Source organism: Porphyromonas sp. HMSC065F10, from assembly GCF_001808555.1.
GTDB lineage: Bacteria > Bacteroidota > Bacteroidia > Bacteroidales > Porphyromonadaceae > Porphyromonas_A.
The window spans coordinates 35954-52710 of record NZ_KV793784.1 but is presented as its reverse complement, the minus strand read 5'-3'; the positions used below and the strand labels follow the sequence as shown (position 1 = coordinate 52710).

The window sequence follows — 16757 nt, the reverse complement described above, 5'->3', positions numbered from 1 at the left end:
GATAGATAGTATTGTAGTATTATACTTTATAACTAATAAATCAGATTATGGCATTTGAATTTACAGACGCTAACTTTGATGAGCACCTGAAGTCAGGCAAGGCAATGGTCGTAGACCTCTGGGCACAGTGGTGCGGTCCCTGCCGTATGGTCTCTCCGATGATCGACGAATTTGCTAAGCAGTACGATGCAGAGCAGGTCCTCATCGGCAAGATGGACGTAGACGCCAATACCGAGATCCCCACCCGCTACGGCGTGATCAGCATCCCCACGATCCTCTTCATCAAGGACGGTGAGGTGGTGGAGCGGAAGGTAGGCGCTCAGCCTAAGGACAAGCTCAAGGAGGCTATTGACGCTCTCATCAGCAAGTAAGCCATCGTGCGCAGACCTCTCCCACATAGAGGGGCCTCATAAACTCATAGGGTCATCGGGACTAAGGTCTCGGTGACCTTTTTTTACTTAGAGCGATCGCATAATAGACCACGTCTATCGGATGGGATGGTCAGCAGGGACAACTTCCCGACGAGACGGGGATCTTTATGGACCTTCCATATCAGACAGTTAATCAAGAGTCAACAGAGCCGTATCTCTAATACCGATATTAGTGATCTCTAATACCGATATTAGTGACGTCTAATATCGGTATTAGACGACACTAATATCAGCTATACCTTGGGACCTACGGATGGAGGAGGTCCATAAGCTCCGACAGATTGTCAGGACTATGATCACGCGAGACCCGTTTTAGAGTCCACCGACAGACCTTTTGCAAGAATTTTGTAAACCGCAGGTGACAAAGAAGTAGAAAAAAGCCTAAAAGTCAAGATTATTTCGCTACATTTGCCGACAAGTAAGTCTAAGCCTACTCCGTACTCCACGGAAGAGGTGTAGCGGAAGACAGGAACGACCACCAAAGGACTAAGAGACAACAGTTTTATATGGAGTGTAGGATCGGAAAAGTGACCGCCATCCGCCCCACAGAGGTTGAGGTAGAGGTGTTGCAGATGTCAGCGTGCTCATCGTGCCATGCACGGGGAGCCTGTACGGCATCGGATATGCGTATGCGGACGGTTACGATCACGCGAGATATCCCGGTGGGGCTCTCGGTGGGCGATCCCGTGCAGATCATCGCTGACGACCCCAAGGTCCTCCAGGCATCTACCTATGCCTACATCATCCCCCTAGTACTGATTATCCTTGAGGCGGTGCTACTCCCCAAGTACCTCGGCATCGGGGAGATGGCGCTCATCGGGGTGATCCTTGCCACGGTGTCGCTCTATGCGGTACTCCTGTGGGTGCTTCGCGATCACTTCAAGCGCATCTTTACATTCCGCATCCGACCACTGAGAGGGACGCACGACTGAGATTATTCTTCACGAGACAGTTTTGTCCGGTAATCATATTCATCCATGATTTTCACTATTCTATTTCTAGCCCTGGCAGCAGCGATCATCGCCCTGCTGATCTATTGGGTAATGACTTCCTTCAAGGTCGAGGAGGATCCTCGCATCGGGGAGGTGCAAGGGGCGCTCCCGGGCGCCAATTGCGGTAACTGTGGCTATCCCGGCTGCGCCTCCTTTGCCAAGGCCTGCGTAGAGCACGAGACCCTCGATGGGCTCTTCTGCACCGTAGGGGGAAATGCGGTGATGCAGGACGTGGCCGACATACTCGGTCGCACGGTCGAGGAGCAGGATCCCCTCATCGCTGTCGTCCGTTGCAATGGCACCTGCGAGGCACGCCCCAGAGTCAATATCTTTGACGGTGTCAAGAGCTGTGCCGTAGCTCACTCTCTCTATGGTGGCGAGACCCTCTGTACCTATGGCTGTCTCGGATGCGGCGACTGCGTGAGCGTCTGCGACTTCGATGCCATCCACATGAATCCCGCCACCGGTCTCCCCGAGGTCGATGAGGACAAGTGTACCTCCTGCGGTCAGTGCGTCAAGGCCTGCCCTCGCAATATCATCGAGCTACGGAAGAAAGGAAAGAAAAACCGCCGCATCTTCGTCTCCTGCGTCAATAAGGATAAGGGAGCGATCAATAAGAAGATCTGCGCCAATGCCTGCATTGGCTGCAGCAAGTGCTTCAAGGAGTGCAAGTTTGACGCCATCACGATCAGCGACAACCTCTCCTACATCGACCATACCAAGTGCCGTCTCTGTCGCAAGTGCGTAGAGGTATGCCCCACGGGCGCGATTCACGAGGTCAACTTCCCCGCGCGTAAGCCCAAGGTGGAGAAGCCTGTCGAGGAGAAGGCGGTGACCACCCCGGCGGAGACCCCTGCCGAGGCCTAATCTCCCTTTTCTCACAACCTCAGAAGTAAGTACAGACTACATAATATGTTCCTGAAGACATTTTCGAAGGGCGGTGTACACCCGGAGGAGAATAAGATCTCTCACGACTCTCCCATCCAGGTACAGCCTATCCCCAAGACCGTATCCATCCTGCTCGGTCAGCACATCGGCAAGCCCGCCACTCCGGTGGTAAGCCGTGGCGACGAGGTCAAGGTGGGCACACTGATTGCCAAGGCAGACGGCTTCGTCTCCGCCAATATCCACTCCTCCGTCTCCGGTAAGGTCAAGAAGATCGAGACCATCCTCGATGCCTCCGGATACCAGAAGCCCTGCATCACCATTCAGTGTGATGGCGAGGACATATGGGAGGAGACCATCGACCGCACCCCCGAGATCGTGCGCGACATCAAGCTGTCGAGCGAGGAGATCATCCAGCGCATCGCTGAGTGCGGCATCGTAGGTATGGGTGGCGCCACCTTCCCCACCAACGTCAAGCTTATGCCTCCCAAGGACGCCACCCCCGAGTGCGTCATCATTAATGGTGCCGAGTGTGAGCCATACCTCACGGCAGACCACCGGACCCTGCTTGAGCGGGGAGAGGAGGTGCTTATCGGGCTGCAGATCCTGATGAAGTCCGTAAGCGTCACCAAGGGCTACGTGGCGATAGAGAATAATAAGCGCGATGCGATCGACAAGCTCACTCAGCTCGCCTCCTCCATGCCCGGTATCGAGATCGTCCCGATGAAGGTGAAGTACCCCCAGGGTGGTGAGAAGCAGCTGATCGACACGGTGCTCAAGCGTCGCGTCGCCTCAGGTAAGCTCCCCGTCACCGAGGGTGCCATCGTGCAGAACGTCGGTACTGCCCTCGCTGTCTATGAGGCGGTACAGAAGCATAAGCCTCTCGTGGAGCGCGTTGTGACCGTGACCGGCAAGGCGGTGAAGAATCCCTGCAACCTCCTTGTCCGCATCGGCACTCCTCTGAGCGAGCTCATTGAGACGGCCGGTGGTATGCCTCGCTCCACAGCCAAGTTAGTGAGCGGAGGTCCGATGATGGGTAAGGCGGTCTACTCCGACGAGATCCCTGTTGCCAAGGGGACCAGTGGCGTGCTGATGCTGCTCGAGGAGGACACCAAGCGCCGCCCGATGCGCAATTGCATCCGCTGCGCCAAGTGTGTCGGAGCCTGCCCTATGGGTCTCAATCCCGCCTTCCTCATGCGAGACACCGTATATAAGGACTGGGATGCACTGGAGGCAAACCATGTCTACGACTGCATTGAGTGCGGTAGCTGCAGCTTCATCTGCCCCGCCAATCGTCCCCTCCTCGACCATATCCGTATGGGCAAGGGGCGTGTCATGGCCATCCGTCGCGCACGTAAGTAAGAGTCATCACTTGATTTTGAGATAACAGCATCCCATGTCTGATACTACAGCTAAGTTACTCGTCTCCCCGTCGCCCCACGTCCACATACACGACTCTATCGAACGAAATATGTATGACGTGATCATCGCACTGATCCCGGCGCTGATCGCCTCGGTCATCTTCTTCGGCTGGGCACCCCTCGGTCTGACGGTGACGTCGATCGTCGCATCGATGTTCTTCGAGTGGTTCATCACTCGCTTCGTGATGGGGAAGAAAGAGCTCACCATCACCGATGGCTCCGCGATTATCCCCGGCTTCCTCTTGGCACTCAATGTCCCCGCCAATCTCCCGATCTGGATCCTCCTCATCGGAGACTTCGCAGCCATTGCGTTGGCCAAGATGCCCTTCGGAGGTTTGGGGAATAATATCTTCAATCCCGCCATCCTCGGTCGTGTCTTCCTGCTTGTCTCTTTTCCCAAGCAGATGACCATCTACCCGCCGGCACATCAGATCTTGGCCGTCGGCACCGATGCCACCACAGGAGCGACACCACTGGCGATTGCCAAGGGGGTACTCGCCGGCTCGCCCGACTACAGCCTTGATATGCTTCCCTCAGCGACAGAGATGTTCCTCGGACAGCTCTCCGGGTCCTTTGGTGAGGTATCTGCCATCGCCCTTCTGATAGGCTTTGTCTACCTCCTCCTCCGCAAGGTGATCACCTGGCACATCCCTGTCACGATCCTCTGCACCGCATTCGTTTTCTCCGGCATTATGTGGCTTATTGACCCGACTATGTATATGAGTCCTGTCCTGCAACTGATGACCGGTGGTATGCTCATCGGAGCGATCTTTATGGCGACCGACTATGTCACCTCTCCTATGAGTAAGGGCGGTCAGATCCTCTACGGAGTGATGATCGGACTGATCACAATGGTGATCCGCTTCTGGGGCTCCTACCCCGAGGGTATGTCCTTTGCCATCCTCTTTATGAATGGCTTCACGCCGATGATCAATCAGTACATCAAGCCTCGCTTATTCCGCAAGTGAACCGCTTATCACACAGAGTATCATGAAGAAGCTATCATCCACCCTACCCCATATGCTGATCTGCCTCGTGCTCGTATGCTCGGTGGCAGGAGGTCTCCTCGCGTTCATCAACAGCCAGACCTCAGAGGTGATCGCCCAGCAGATCATCAATACCACCCTTGACGGCATCAAGGCTGTTGCCCCGGAGTACGACAATGATCCGTACAAGGAGCAATTTAAGGTCGCCGTTGATGGCGACAGCCTCACTGTTTATCCCGCAACAAAGGGTGGCGAGACCATAGGCTATGCCGTTGAGTCAACGTCGCACAATGGATTCAGCGGCGATGTCCGCATCCTCGTCGGCATCGACAACGACAATAACCTCATCGACTACACCGTCCTGGAGCAAAATGAGACCCCTGGACTGGGTGCTCATGTGACCCACTGGTTCCACAGCGAGGATCACCCCTCCAGCGATGTCCGTGGCAAGTCCCTCACTGAGCCGCTTAAGGTGACCAAGGACAATGGCACCGTCGATGCCATCACCGCTGCCACCATCACCAGCCGCGCCTTCCTCGATGCGGTGAATAAGGCGATGCGAGGCGTACAGTCCATCGATGAAGCGACCTGTCACTCCGGCGAGACTGCCGATGAGACTGCCGAGCCGACTGAGGTAGACAGCGACCTGCTCCTGTCTCTCCTCCCTGAGCATGACAATGATCCCGTCGCCGAGCAGAGTGTCATCACCGATGCCACCGGCTACAGCTACACCATCTATCCCGCCACCAGGGGAGGCATCTGGCAGGGAGCAGCAATCACTACCCCCACAGAGAGTGGGTACAATGGCCCTATGCTCTTCGTCGCTGCACTGGACGCAGGCAACCACCTCCTCGACTACGCCGTCCTCCAAGAGTCGGAGAGCGAGCAGCTCGGGGGTCAGGTGGCGCAGTGGTTTAGGGACAATGGTCACCCCACGTCTGACATCCGCGGGCGCTCTCTTGAGACTCCGCTCAAGGTCACTCAGGATGGAGGAGACATTGATGCCATCAGTGGCGCCACGGTGACGAGTCGTGCATTCCTTGATGCCATCAGCCGCACAGCCGCCATCGCCACTCAGGCACGCACTGCTTACGAGAACGCTGAAAATTGATTTCGACATGAATAAAGGTAAAGTATTCCTCAACGGATTCATCACAGAGAACCCCATCCTCGTCTCTCTCCTCGGCATGTGTGCCACCCTCGGCACCTCCTCGAGTGCTGAGACCGGTATGGGTATGGGACTGGCGACGACCTTTGTGCTCGTCTGCTCCAACGTCGTCATCTCGCTCCTCAAGAGTGTCATCCCCGATGGCGTGCGTATCCCGGCATTCATCGTCGTGATCGCAGCCTTCACCACGATCGTCCAGATGGTGGTACAGGCCTATGCCCCCGCCCTCTACGATGCCCTCGGCATCTTCCTCCCCCTGATCGTCGTCAATTGTATCGTCCTCGGTCGTGCGGAGTCCTTCGCCTCCAAGAATGGCGTTGCAGACTCCCTCGTTGACGGGCTCGGCTCCGGTCTGGGCTTCACCTTCGTCCTGACGCTCCTCGGATGCTTCCGTGAGATCCTCGGGTCAGGCAAGCTCTTTGGCATGGAGATATTCTCCGCCGACTACGGCACGCTCGTCTTCGTCCTTGCGCCCGGAGGATTTATTGTCCTTGGGTATATGATCGCTGCCAATAACGTCATTATGGAGAGACGAAAGAAGAGTGCCGAGCGCCGCGAGCGCGAGGCTGCTGAGCGTGAGCTCCTCAAAGATCAGCCTCACGAGACGCCCATGGCTGCCAAGGAGGGTGTGTAAGTCTCATCATCGAGTAAGTCATATAGAGTAAGATATGGAGTATTTAGTCATACTTATCGGCGCAATATTTGTCAATAATATTGTCTTCGCCCAGTTCCTCGGTATCTGCCCCTTCCTCGGCGTGTCGAAGAAGCTCGATACCGCCCTCGGTATGGGTGCTGCCGTCACCTTCGTGATGGTGCTTGCCGTGCTGGTCACCTTCGGTCTCCAGAAGGGGATCCTCGACCCGAATAACCTCGGCTACCTGCAGAATGTCGTCTTCATCCTCGTCATCGCTGCACTTGTGCAGATGCTCGAGTCAGTCCTCAAGAAGGTCTCCCCGGCACTCTTCCAGGCGCTCGGGATCTACCTCCCGCTGATCACCACCAACTGTGTCATCCTCGGTGTCGCCATCCTCGTGATCCAGAAGGACTACAACCTCTCTCAGGCGATGATGTACGCCTTCTCGACCGGTATCGGCTACACGATCGCAATCTCGCTCTTTGCGACGATCCGCGAGCAGCTGGCCAAGACCACACTCCCCAAGGCGATGCAGGGCATCCCCGCAGCACTTCTCGTCGCCGGCATACTGTCGCTTGCCTTCATGGGCTTCACCGGAGTGGTATAAGGACAAGGTCATAGACCTTCTTCCTCACAAAAAGTGCCGGAGCTTTCTCTCTAATCAAGAGCGAGCTCCGGCATTTTTTTGTGGAGATTAGTTTTCACAGCGACCTGAAAGTAGATTTAACTTAGTGGAAGATTGGAATTTCTCACCACTGAGAAATTTTCCCGAGGTGACGTGAACCTTTCTACCGAAATAATGGCTACCTTTGTGGTGCACAGCGCAGATATACAAAGCAAATGAGTAAAGAGACAATACTGGTAACGGGAGGGACGGGATTCATCGGATCACACACCACCGTAGAGCTTCAGGAAGCAGGGTATGAGGTGGTCATCGTTGACAACCTCTCCAACTCTGACGAGTCAGTCCTTGACGGGATCGAGCGGATCACCGGTCGGAGACCCAGGTTTTACAAAGCCGACTGCAACGATCTCGCAGCGATGAGGCGCATCTATGAGGAGAATCCGGATATTGTCGGAGTGATCCACTTCGCTGCCAGCAAGGCGGTGGGTGAGTCGGTCGAGAAACCGCTACTCTATTACCACAACAACATCGTCTCGCTCATCAATCAGCTGACACTCATGACGGAGTACGGGACGAAGGGGATCGTCTTCTCCTCCTCCTGCACGGTCTATGGTCAGCCGGAGAAGCTCCCCGTAGACGAGTCGGCACCCTTTATGCCCGCCACCTCGCCCTATGGCAATACGAAGCAGATCAATGAGGAGATCCTCCGCGACACGATCCACTCCGGTGTACCCTTCAAGGCAATCAGCCTGAGGTACTTCAATCCCATCGGGGCCCATCCCTCAGCCCACATCGGTGAGGAGCCTCGGGGTGTCCCCGCCAACCTCATCCCCTACATCACCCAGGCGGCTGCCGGCATCCGCAAGGAGCTGACCGTCTTCGGGGACGACTACCCCACCCCCGATGGCACCTGCATCCGGGACTACATCCACGTCGTGGATCTCGCCAAGGCGCACGTCGCTGCGATCGACAGGATGCTCCACAAGGACGGAGAGAGCTACGAGTACTACAATATCGGCACCGGTAAGGGGGAGAGCGTGCTGGAGCTGATCACCGCCTTTGAGCGAGCAACGGGCGTCAAGGTCCCCTACAAGATCGGACCGCGTCGCGAGGGAGACATCGTCGCCGTATGGGCCGATCCCAAGAAGGCAAATGACTACCTCGGCTGGCGGGCGGAGTCAACGATAGAGGACTCTCTCCGGAGTGCTTGGAAGTGGCAGGAGCAGATCCTCAAGAGGGAGCAGAAGTAACAGCTAATATCTAATCGAAATTATACCACCCCTAACAGTACAATGGACAAGAACGAATTTGGGATCTTCTCCGGACAGAAGAGCATGAACCTCGCTGAGCAGATCTGCTCCAGCCTGAAGTGCGACCTCGGAAAATTCAAGTACGAGCGCTTCGCTGACGGAGAGTTCTCCGGAAGCTTTGAGGAGTCAATCCGTGGCAAGGACACCTACATCGTGCAGTCGACCTTTGCCCCGGCTGACAACCTGATGGAGCTGCTCCTTATGGTCGATGCTGCCAAGCGCGCCAGTGCTCACTACATCGCCGCCGTGATCCCCTACTTCGGCTGGGCTAGACAAGACCGCAAGGATAAGCCGCGCGTCTCCATCGGTGCCAAGTTAGTCGCTGACCTCCTGCAGGCTGCAGGCATCTCGCGCCTGATCACCATGGATCTCCATGCGGACCAGATCCAGGGATTCTTCAATGTCCCCGTAGACCACCTCTACGCCTCCAATATCTTCCTCGACTATATCCGGAAGAATATTGATCTCAAAAACCTCGTCATCGCCACCCCCGACGTCGGTGGTACGAAGCGCGCCAATACCTACGCTCACGCCCTCGGCGTGCCGATGGTCATCTGCCACAAGCTGCGCCTCAAGGCCAACGTTGTCGCCGAGATGCGCATCATCGGTGACGTGGAGGATAAGGATGTACTCCTCGTGGACGATATCGTCGATACCGCCGGCACCATCACCAAGGCTGCCAACCTGATGATGGACCACGGAGCTCGCTCGGTACGCGCTATGTGCTCACACGCCGTGATGAGTGATCCGGCTACAGAGCGTGTGGAGCAGAGCGCGCTCAAGGAGCTGGTGGTGACCGACTCTATCCCCTACACTAAGAAGTGCGATAAGGTGAAGGTACTCTCCGTTGCGCCGATGTTTGCCGAGGCTATCCGCCGCGTCGAGACCCACGAGTCGATCAGCAGCCTTTATGGTCTCTGATCAGCAGTGACTGACCTTTCTATAAGCAAAGGCACTGAGCTCACCCCGGAGTCAATCACTCCGGCTGAGCTCAGTGCCTTCCGTATAGGGCTGCTGCGCTGGTACGACAAGCATGGCAGGGAGCTCCCGTGGCGTGGCACGAGGGATCCCTACCGGATATGGGTGTCAGAGATCATCCTCCAGCAGACGCAGACGGTGCAGGGGTGGGACTACTACCTCAGGTTTATCGACCGACTGCCGGATGTGAAGAGTCTCGCTGAGGCACCCGAGGACGAGTTGATGCTCCTCTGGCAGGGGCTGGGCTACTACTCTCGAGCACACAATATGCAGCACGCTGCCCGACAGATCATGGAGGAGTATGGTGGCGTCTTCCCCCGTGAGGAGCGGGAGGTGGCAGCACTCAAGGGCGTAGGTCCCTACACCACCGCAGCGATCATGAGCATCGCCTTTGACTACCCTCTGGCTGTCGTGGACGGCAATGTCTACCGCGTCCTGAGTCGCTACTTAGCGACCGACACGCCTATAGACACCACCCCCGGTCAGCGGTACTACCGCGAGATGGCGGGGCTGTTTCTCGAGAGAGAGCAGCCCGGGCGGTACAATCAGGCCATGATGGATCTCGGAGCGACCATCTGCACACCGAAGAGTCCCCTCTGCGCCACCTGCCCCCTCGGAGGCGCCTGCCGGTCGAGAGGAACGGAGCTGGTCAACCTCCTTCCCATCAAGGCACACAAGACCATGGTGAGGGAGCGTTGGATAGAGTACTTCCTACTCCTCCACCGGGGACAGATAGCAATCCGCCGACGGGACAGCCGGCGTGGGATCTGGAAGGGACTCTACGAGCTACCCGGAGTGGTCTTGGAGAGAGAGTCGACCGCCCTGCCCACACCTCCGGAGGGCTGGGAGATCATAGAGACCCTGCCCCTCAAGGACCATCGACTGAGCCACCGGCTCCTCCACCTGAGAGTACACATCTGCAGCACGTTGGGCGATACCGATCCCACCTACCCCGACGGGACTGAGCAGATACCCCTCTCGGAACATGGTACGATCGCTTTCCCTAAGCCTCTTCGCCACTTCCTCGATCACTACACCGGGGGCAACCGTCTCATTTAATTCGCTAAACTTCAGAAGTCTACCTCTTGACCGACCCACTAAGGGCGATCTACTAAGTCGCTTCTTACTAAGACGCTTCTTAGTAGACCGCTCTTAGTAATTAAATAATAGGTAATTTTGTACATAGTACAATTGTTAAGCTCCTTACACTATGGACATACAGCCATTCAAGTTTGGTGTTGCCACATCCGGAGAGCACTTCACCGATAGAAGAGAGGATACGCAGCGCCTGGCATCTAACTTCAAGCACGGCATAAATACCATACTGATCTCCCCTCGACGATGGGGAAAGACATCCCTGGTCAAAAAGACGATCAAGGAGGTGTCCGGTGACGAGCTAAGGGTTATCTTCCTCGATATTTTTGCGTGTCGTACAGAGAGTGACTTTTGCAACGCCTATGCCACAGCAGTACTTCAGCAGACCGCTACACGATGGGAGGAGATACTGAGGAATGCCAAGGAGTTTCTTTCCCGCATCAGTCCGAAATTCACTCTCGGCACTGACCCTACGACGGAGATATCGCTCTCTCTCGACATAAGAGGCAAGGAAGAGGGTATAGAGGATGTCCTTGAGCTACCGGAGAAGATCGCAAAGAAGAATAACTGCCGTATCGTTGTCTGCATTGATGAATTTCAGCAATTGGGAGAGTTTACTGACTCACTCACTTTCCAGAAGAAACTGAGGAGCGTGTGGCAACACCAGAGGCACGTCTCTTACTGCTTATTTGGAAGCAAAAGACACCTCATGAGTGAGCTCTTCGGTAGTCGGAGTTACCCCTTCTACAAGTTCGGTGAGGTGATCTACCTAAGCAAGATCGGGACGTCGGACTGGGTCACATATATATGCGAACGCTTTGCCTCCACCGGGAAGTCTATCTCTCCGGCGCTTGCTGAAGAGATTGCCCTCAGGGTGGACAACCACTCCTCCTATGTGCAGCAACTATCTTGGCTGGTCTGGAGCAGGTCTGACTCGGTAGCCACAGCAAGTGATATTGAGCAAGCAGAGAGTGATCTCATCAGCCAGAATAGCCCTCTCTTCGAGAAACAGACAGAGGACTTGACCGGCTATCAGCTAAGCTTCCTCAGGGCGATTACAGACGGGGTCAGCGGCTCATTTACCTCCCAAGAGGTGATCGACAAGTATGGGCTCAGCTCCTCTGCCAATGCCAATTCTGTTCGGAATGCTCTGATCAAGAAGGAGCTCATAGAGACGACTGAAGGGCAGACCTATATGACCGACCCTGTAATGGCGCTCTGGATGAAGAGGAGCTTATTCTAATAGATCTGATAGGTGCGGAGACAAGAGCGGGGGCGTGTCTGTGTGACACGCCCCCGCTCATATAGTAACGGTAGGTGTGGATTACTTGATGTTGGGGTTAAGCTCGCTCCACTTATCGACAGAGGGGATGAGACCCATCTTGATGATATTGTCGATCTGGTCCTGGAGATGCTTGTAGGAGGCATCGAGCTCCTTCATCTCCTCATCGGTGGCATGCTCGATCGGCTTGATGTGAGCGCCATTACGATCGAGGACAGTCTCCCAGGCCATCATGACGTGATCGTAGCGATCGTTGGAGACATAGGTGCCGACAGGCCAGCGGAAGGCGGGACCGCCCATGGCTGCACCGATCATCTCGATAGAGAGCTGTGCAGGGCTCTGGAAGGAAGAGCGACCACGGAGCTTGATGATATTGGCACCGCCCTTGATGACACGCTGGCGGAGCTCAGCCCACTGCTCGTCAGTCAGCTTGTCCGTACCGATCAGCTCAGAGAGAGGCTTGCCGTCCACCTTGACGCTGCTACCAAAGACAGCCATCTGCTCACCGTGACCACCGTAAGTACGGGCTCCGGTCACCTCGTGCTGGAGGACGCCGAAGTGCTTAGCAAGCTCGCTCTGGAGACGGGTGCTGTCGAGACCGGCAAGCGTGGTCACCTGAGAGGGCTTCAGACCGGAATGGAGGAGAGCGATGATACCGGTGATGTCAGCGGGGTTGAAGATGATGGTCAGGTGCTCCAGGTCGGGGCAGTACTTGCGGATGTTCTCACCCAGCTGCTTAGCGATCTCGCCATTGCCGCTGATCAAGTCCTCACGTGTCATGCCTGCCTTGCGGGGAGCACCACCCGAGCTGACGATGTACTTAGCACCGGTGAAGGCCTCCTTCACGTCGGTAGTGTAGTGGATGTTCATCCCGTCGAAGCCACAGTGGCGCAGCTCCTCGTAGACACCCTCCAGCCCCGGCTCATATACATCGAAGAGGCAGAGGTTTGGGGTAAGACGCATTACAGACGCGATCTGCGCCATATTGGAGCCGATCATACCAGCAGCTCCTACGATAACCAACTTGTCGTTACTAACGAAGTCCATAAATAATGTATTGAAGTGATACGTGTTACTTGTCTATCTCATTCGTATGCAAATCTAATCAAATACTTAAATAATTCCTCATATTAGCCCAAGTATTTTACGATGCTTGCTCTGACCGGCTTGCCAAGCCATTTCGCTACCTTTGTAAGACCAAGAGAAAAGAAAGAGAGATGAAGATTTCGGACAAAATCATCGGCGGCTACCGGATCACCGAGGCGGCAGAGCTGCTGTCTATCATCGATGAGACCCCCCGAGAAGAGCTCTACGAGGAGTGCCACCGGATCACCCGCCGACTCTGTGGCGATGGATTTGACACCTGCGCCATCATCAATGATAAGAATGGTCGCTGCCCGGAGGACTGCAAGTGGTGCGCCCAGAGCGCACGACACCATACAGAGATCGATCCCTATGGGGTGCTGCCTACCGAGGTGGTGGTCGCTGCTGAGGCAAAGAATAGAGAGCATGGCGTGCGGCGATTCTCCATCGTATCGAGCGGTAAGCGCCCCACGGAGGGAGAGATGCTGAGGTATGAGGATCAGCTAAGGGCAATGAGAGCAGGTGGGGCGAAGCATCTCTGCGCCTCGCTCGGACTCTGCACCGAGGAGCAGCTGAGTCGACTCCGCAGGGCGGGTCTGGAGACCTACCACTGCAATATGGAGAGCTCGCCCGGCTACTTCGGCACCGTCTGCACCACCCATCCGCAATCCGCCAAGGAGGAGACGATCGCAGCAGCGAAGCGGGTCGGGCTGAAGGTCTGCAGCGGGGGCATCGTCGGTATGGGCGAGACTCGGGAGGACAGGGTCGACTTTGCCCTCCACCAAGCGGAGCTGGGCGTGGGGAGCATCCCGATCAACTTCCTCCACCCAATACCCGGCACTCCGCTCGGGGAGAGGAGCTTTATCTCGCCGGAGGAGGTGCTGGAGACGATCTGCATCTTCCGTCTCGCCTGTCCGACCGCCTTCCTCCGATACAGCGGGGGGCGTGCCCTACTCTCCCCGGAGACAGAGCGTATGGGTCTCTATGTGGGGATCAACTCCGCCATCACCGGCGGACTGCTGACGACAGTCGCCTCGGTGGTATCGCGCGACAGGGAGCTCTTCCACAGCGCCGGGTACGACACCACTCGGGAGACTGAGTGGGCCAACGGCTGACAAGCACTTCTGTGAGGCGTGGAGAAGTAGCTGATATTCAAGGCAGGTGTAGTCACCCCCTCAGAGGCAATTCTAATACCGATATTAGATGCAACTAATATCGGTATTAGAGAATCCTTTTACCGGTATTAGATTAGGCGTTGCTGTCCTATGTACTTATCCGTGGTCAGGTGCTAAGTAAAAAATTGACGAAAAAGATTATCTTTGTCTCATAAGGGAAACAAGAAACTCAACTGCTATGACGAAGGGACTTATCCCCGAGTGGGCTCCTCAGGATGCGGTCTTGCTGGCGTGGCCTGACGAGACGATGGACTGGGCTGACAATCTCGCTGAGATCCGCAGCTGCTATCTGCTGATGGTACGTGCGCTGCTGGACTACGTGCCGGTGATCCTGCTCGCTCAGGATACGGCAAGCGTGCCGCTGCGGGGCGATTACCCCCACCGACTGACCGTGCAAGAGATGCCACTCAATGACACCTGGGTGCGCGACTACGCATCGCTCTCCGTCATCAACGACCGAGGCGAGCGGGCAGTGGTGGACTATGCCTTCAACGCCTGGGGACTTAAGTTTGCCGCCGATAGAGACAATCAGGTAGCATCCAAGCTCCCTGTTTTCACTAAAGACATCAAGCGGATCACCCGTCACGACTATGTCCTTGAGGGCGGTGCCGTGGAGAGCAACGGAGAGGGACTGATCCTCTCCACCTCGTCTGTCCTGCTGGACCCCAATCGAAATCTCGGTCGGGGTGAGGCAGATGTACAAGCCATCACCGAGCCGATCCAGGAGGGACTGCACGCAGACCGAGTGGATATGCTGGAGGTCTCTCCCCTTGAGGGCGATGACACCGACGGACATATCGATACGCTCGCCCGCTTCTGCGACGACGAGACCATCGTCTACGCCTCCTGCTCCGATGAGGGGCACCCGGACTACCATACCCTCCGTAAGCTCGATGAGGAGCTTCACCGGCTCTATGGCGAGAGGTATCGCTTGGTCGCACTGCCGACGCCCGAGGTGAAGAGAGACACGGATGGGTCCGCCATGCCGGCAAGCTATGCCAACTTCCTCATCACCAACAGCATCATCCTCGCTCCCACCTACCGAGATAGGGCGGACGATGAGGCTCTATCAACACTGCGTGACCTCTTCCCAGAGCGGAAGATCGTGCCGGTGGACGCCATCCCGCTGATCCGTCAGCACGGCTCGATCCACTGCGCCACGATGCAGTTTCCCGAGGGATTTATCGACGAAGAATACAAGTGACTATGCGTACCGCCCTTATCCAACAGCACAATACCGGCGACCTCCGGGACAATCGTCTCCGCCTCGGCGAGAAGATCCGATCGGCAGCGGCAGATGGAGCCGAGCTCATCGTACTGCAGGAGTTGCACGACGGGCTCTACTTCTGCCAGACGGAGGATGTCGACCTCTTTGACCTTGCTGAGCCGATCCCTGGACCGGCGACAGACTTCTATGGTCAGCTGGCACAGGAGCTCGGAGTGGTGATCGTCACCTCGCTCTTTGAGAAGCGGGCACCGGGACTGTACCACAATACCGCTGTCGTGCTGGAGCGCGATGGCAGCATCGCGGGCGTATACCGCAAGATGCACATCCCGGACGACCCGGGATACTACGAGAAGTTTTACTTCACCCCGGGAGACCTCGGCTTCCACCCCATAGAGACCTCCGTGGGACGGCTCGGGCTGCTGGTCTGCTGGGATCAGTGGTATCCCGAGGCGGCTCGACTGATGGCGCTCGCCGGAGCGGAGCTACTGATCTACCCCACAGCCATCGGCTACGACGACCGGGACGACCGGGAGGAGCAGGAGCGACAGCGCTCCGCCTGGCAGTTGGTGATGCGCGGTCACGCAGTCGCCAATGGTCTCCCCGTCATCGCTGTCAATCGTGTCGGGCGGGAGCCGGCGCCCGGTGATAATCCCGAGGCGGGCATTACTTTCTGGGGCAGCTCCTTCGCTGCCGGGCCTCAGGGCGAGATGCTCACGGAGCTTCCGCTCACCGAGGAGGCGACGGAGATCATCGACATAGACCTCAAGCGATGCGAATTGGTCCGCCGCTGGTGGCCCTTCCTCCGCGATCGGCGGATCGATCACTACGACGACCTGACGAGGCGCTATCGCGACCCCTTTTGACACTCACCTTCTTACCCTCACCTTATTATGCTACGACTAATTGAGAAAGACCCATGGCTGGAGCCCTACGAGTCCCCTATACAGGGACGGTATGAGTATGCCAAGTGGAAACTCCGTGAACTGACAAAAGAAACCAATGGCAGCCTCTCCGACTTTGCTGACGGGTACCTCTACTACGGGCTTCACCGCATAGAGGGAGGCAAGTGGGTCCTGAGAGAGTGGGCGCCTAATGCAACAGCCATCTACCTCCTCTGTGACGGCAACGGCTGGGCCAAGGAGGAGGCGTATCGTCTCAGCGCCCTCAGCAATGGATCGTGGGAGGTGAGACTACCCGCCGACACACTCGCTCACGGCACGCACTACAAGCTCCTCGTGGAGTGGGATGGTGGTAGCGGTCTACGCATCCCCGCATGGGCCGACTATGTGGTGCAGGATCCGGAGACGCATCTCTTCAGCGCCGTTGTATGGGACCCCGAGAGACCCTTTACCTTCCGGAGCAAGCGCCCCATCCTCGGGCACGAGCCACTCCTGATCTACGAGTGCCACATCGGGATGGCGACCGAGGAGGAGAAGGTCGGCACCTATCGGGAGTTTATGGAAA

16 protein-coding genes and 1 pseudogene are annotated in these 16757 nt (G+C 56.5%); 16 read left to right on the top strand and 1 reads right to left on the bottom strand.

Annotated elements, in window-relative coordinates; genetic code table 11:
- The first annotated feature begins 47 nt into the window (after positions 1 to 47).
- From trxA to HMPREF2890_RS04820, 12 genes are all read left to right on the top strand, one after another.
- The gene (trxA, locus tag HMPREF2890_RS04875) at positions 48 to 371 is read left to right on the top strand and encodes a thioredoxin (RefSeq protein WP_070466140.1); all 324 of its coding nucleotides are present in this window, start codon (positions 48 to 50) and stop codon (positions 369 to 371) included.
- A gap of 566 nt (positions 372 to 937) precedes the next feature.
- Positions 938 to 1363 (top strand): SoxR reducing system RseC family protein, encoded by a 426-nt coding sequence (locus HMPREF2890_RS04870; RefSeq protein WP_070466138.1) that lies wholly within the window; start codon positions 938 to 940, stop codon positions 1361 to 1363.
- Between the two features lie 45 nt (positions 1364 to 1408).
- The gene (locus HMPREF2890_RS04865) at positions 1409 to 2290 is read left to right on the top strand and encodes a Fe-S cluster domain-containing protein (protein WP_070466136.1); all 882 of its coding nucleotides are present in this window, start codon (positions 1409 to 1411) and stop codon (positions 2288 to 2290) included.
- 45 nt (positions 2291 to 2335) lie between these two features.
- Entirely contained in the window at positions 2336 to 3670 is a 1335-nt protein-coding gene (gene rsxC / locus HMPREF2890_RS04860) for an electron transport complex subunit RsxC (RefSeq protein ID WP_070466134.1), read from the top strand.
- 34 nt (positions 3671 to 3704) lie between these two features.
- Entirely contained in the window at positions 3705 to 4697 is a 993-nt protein-coding gene (locus tag HMPREF2890_RS04855; protein ID WP_070466132.1) for an RnfABCDGE type electron transport complex subunit D, read from the top strand.
- Positions 4698 to 4719: 22 nt separating this feature from the next.
- Positions 4720 to 5826 (top strand): FMN-binding protein, encoded by a 1107-nt coding sequence (locus HMPREF2890_RS04850; protein WP_083289807.1) that lies wholly within the window; start codon positions 4720 to 4722, stop codon positions 5824 to 5826.
- 7 nt (positions 5827 to 5833) lie between these two features.
- Positions 5834 to 6517, top strand: a complete 684-nt coding sequence (gene rsxE, locus HMPREF2890_RS04845; RefSeq protein WP_070466127.1) for an electron transport complex subunit RsxE — start codon at positions 5834 to 5836, stop codon at positions 6515 to 6517.
- A gap of 34 nt (positions 6518 to 6551) precedes the next feature.
- On the top strand, positions 6552 to 7124 hold the full coding sequence (locus HMPREF2890_RS04840) for an electron transport complex protein RnfA (protein ID WP_070466125.1): 573 nt from the start codon (positions 6552 to 6554) through the stop codon (positions 7122 to 7124).
- Between the two features lie 233 nt (positions 7125 to 7357).
- The gene (gene galE, locus HMPREF2890_RS04835) at positions 7358 to 8392 is read left to right on the top strand and encodes a UDP-glucose 4-epimerase GalE (RefSeq protein WP_070466122.1); all 1035 of its coding nucleotides are present in this window, start codon (positions 7358 to 7360) and stop codon (positions 8390 to 8392) included.
- Positions 8393 to 8434: 42 nt separating this feature from the next.
- Entirely contained in the window at positions 8435 to 9373 is a 939-nt protein-coding gene (locus HMPREF2890_RS04830; protein WP_070466120.1) for a ribose-phosphate pyrophosphokinase, read from the top strand.
- A 6-nt stretch (positions 9374 to 9379) separates the two neighbouring features.
- Complete coding sequence (gene mutY, locus HMPREF2890_RS04825; protein WP_070466118.1) at positions 9380 to 10489, top strand: A/G-specific adenine glycosylase; 1110 nt, start codon at positions 9380 to 9382, stop codon at positions 10487 to 10489.
- A 151-nt stretch (positions 10490 to 10640) separates the two neighbouring features.
- The gene (locus HMPREF2890_RS04820; protein ID WP_070466116.1) at positions 10641 to 11768 is read left to right on the top strand and encodes an AAA family ATPase; all 1128 of its coding nucleotides are present in this window, start codon (positions 10641 to 10643) and stop codon (positions 11766 to 11768) included.
- 81 nt (positions 11769 to 11849) lie between these two features.
- Here HMPREF2890_RS04820 and HMPREF2890_RS04815 read toward each other — a convergent pair whose 3' ends face one another.
- Positions 11850 to 12854 carry a malate dehydrogenase gene (locus HMPREF2890_RS04815; RefSeq protein WP_070466114.1) on the bottom strand — a complete coding sequence of 335 codons (1005 nt, stop codon included), beginning with the start codon at positions 12852 to 12854 and terminating at the stop codon, positions 11850 to 11852.
- Positions 12855 to 13024: 170 nt separating this feature from the next.
- Here HMPREF2890_RS04815 and bioB point away from each other — a divergent pair, with 170 nt between their 5' ends.
- The 4 genes and pseudogenes from bioB to HMPREF2890_RS04795 form a co-directional block, all read left to right on the top strand.
- Positions 13025 to 14005 carry a biotin synthase BioB gene (gene bioB / locus HMPREF2890_RS04810; RefSeq protein ID WP_070466112.1) on the top strand — a complete coding sequence of 327 codons (981 nt, stop codon included), beginning with the start codon at positions 13025 to 13027 and terminating at the stop codon, positions 14003 to 14005.
- Positions 14006 to 14243: 238 nt separating this feature from the next.
- The gene (locus HMPREF2890_RS04805) at positions 14244 to 15269 is read left to right on the top strand and encodes an agmatine deiminase family protein (protein WP_070466109.1); all 1026 of its coding nucleotides are present in this window, start codon (positions 14244 to 14246) and stop codon (positions 15267 to 15269) included.
- Positions 15270 to 15271: 2 nt separating this feature from the next.
- Positions 15272 to 16156, top strand: coding sequence for a carbon-nitrogen hydrolase (locus tag HMPREF2890_RS04800; protein WP_070466107.1), 885 nt, complete (start codon positions 15272 to 15274; stop codon positions 16154 to 16156).
- Positions 16157 to 16183: 27 nt separating this feature from the next.
- Positions 16184 to 16757, top strand: a pseudogene (locus HMPREF2890_RS04795) (1,4-alpha-glucan-branching enzyme); the annotation flags it as partial.

What these genes read in the sequence shown, in the direction of transcription:
- trxA (WP_070466140.1), top strand. Translation starts at nt 48, where the DNA reads ATGGCATTTGAATTTACAGACGCTAACTTTGATGAGCACCTGAAGTCA.
- HMPREF2890_RS04870 (WP_070466138.1), top strand. Translation starts at nt 938, where the DNA reads ATGGAGTGTAGGATCGGAAAAGTGACCGCCATCCGCCCCACAGAGGTT.
- HMPREF2890_RS04865 (WP_070466136.1), top strand. Translation starts at nt 1,409, where the DNA reads ATGATTTTCACTATTCTATTTCTAGCCCTGGCAGCAGCGATCATCGCC.
- rsxC (WP_070466134.1), top strand. Translation starts at nt 2,336, where the DNA reads ATGTTCCTGAAGACATTTTCGAAGGGCGGTGTACACCCGGAGGAGAAT.
- HMPREF2890_RS04855 (WP_070466132.1), top strand. Translation starts at nt 3,705, where the DNA reads ATGTCTGATACTACAGCTAAGTTACTCGTCTCCCCGTCGCCCCACGTC.
- HMPREF2890_RS04850 (WP_083289807.1), top strand. Translation starts at nt 4,720, where the DNA reads ATGAAGAAGCTATCATCCACCCTACCCCATATGCTGATCTGCCTCGTG.
- rsxE (WP_070466127.1), top strand. Translation starts at nt 5,834, where the DNA reads ATGAATAAAGGTAAAGTATTCCTCAACGGATTCATCACAGAGAACCCC.
- HMPREF2890_RS04840 (WP_070466125.1), top strand. Translation starts at nt 6,552, where the DNA reads ATGGAGTATTTAGTCATACTTATCGGCGCAATATTTGTCAATAATATT.
- galE (WP_070466122.1), top strand. Translation starts at nt 7,358, where the DNA reads ATGAGTAAAGAGACAATACTGGTAACGGGAGGGACGGGATTCATCGGA.
- HMPREF2890_RS04830 (WP_070466120.1), top strand. Translation starts at nt 8,435, where the DNA reads ATGGACAAGAACGAATTTGGGATCTTCTCCGGACAGAAGAGCATGAAC.
- HMPREF2890_RS04820 (WP_070466116.1), top strand. Translation starts at nt 10,641, where the DNA reads ATGGACATACAGCCATTCAAGTTTGGTGTTGCCACATCCGGAGAGCAC.
- HMPREF2890_RS04815 (WP_070466114.1), bottom strand. Translation starts at nt 12,854, where the DNA reads ATGGACTTCGTTAGTAACGACAAGTTGGTTATCGTAGGAGCTGCTGGT.
- bioB (WP_070466112.1), top strand. Translation starts at nt 13,025, where the DNA reads ATGAAGATTTCGGACAAAATCATCGGCGGCTACCGGATCACCGAGGCG.
- HMPREF2890_RS04805 (WP_070466109.1), top strand. Translation starts at nt 14,244, where the DNA reads ATGACGAAGGGACTTATCCCCGAGTGGGCTCCTCAGGATGCGGTCTTG.
- HMPREF2890_RS04800 (WP_070466107.1), top strand. Translation starts at nt 15,272, where the DNA reads ATGCGTACCGCCCTTATCCAACAGCACAATACCGGCGACCTCCGGGAC.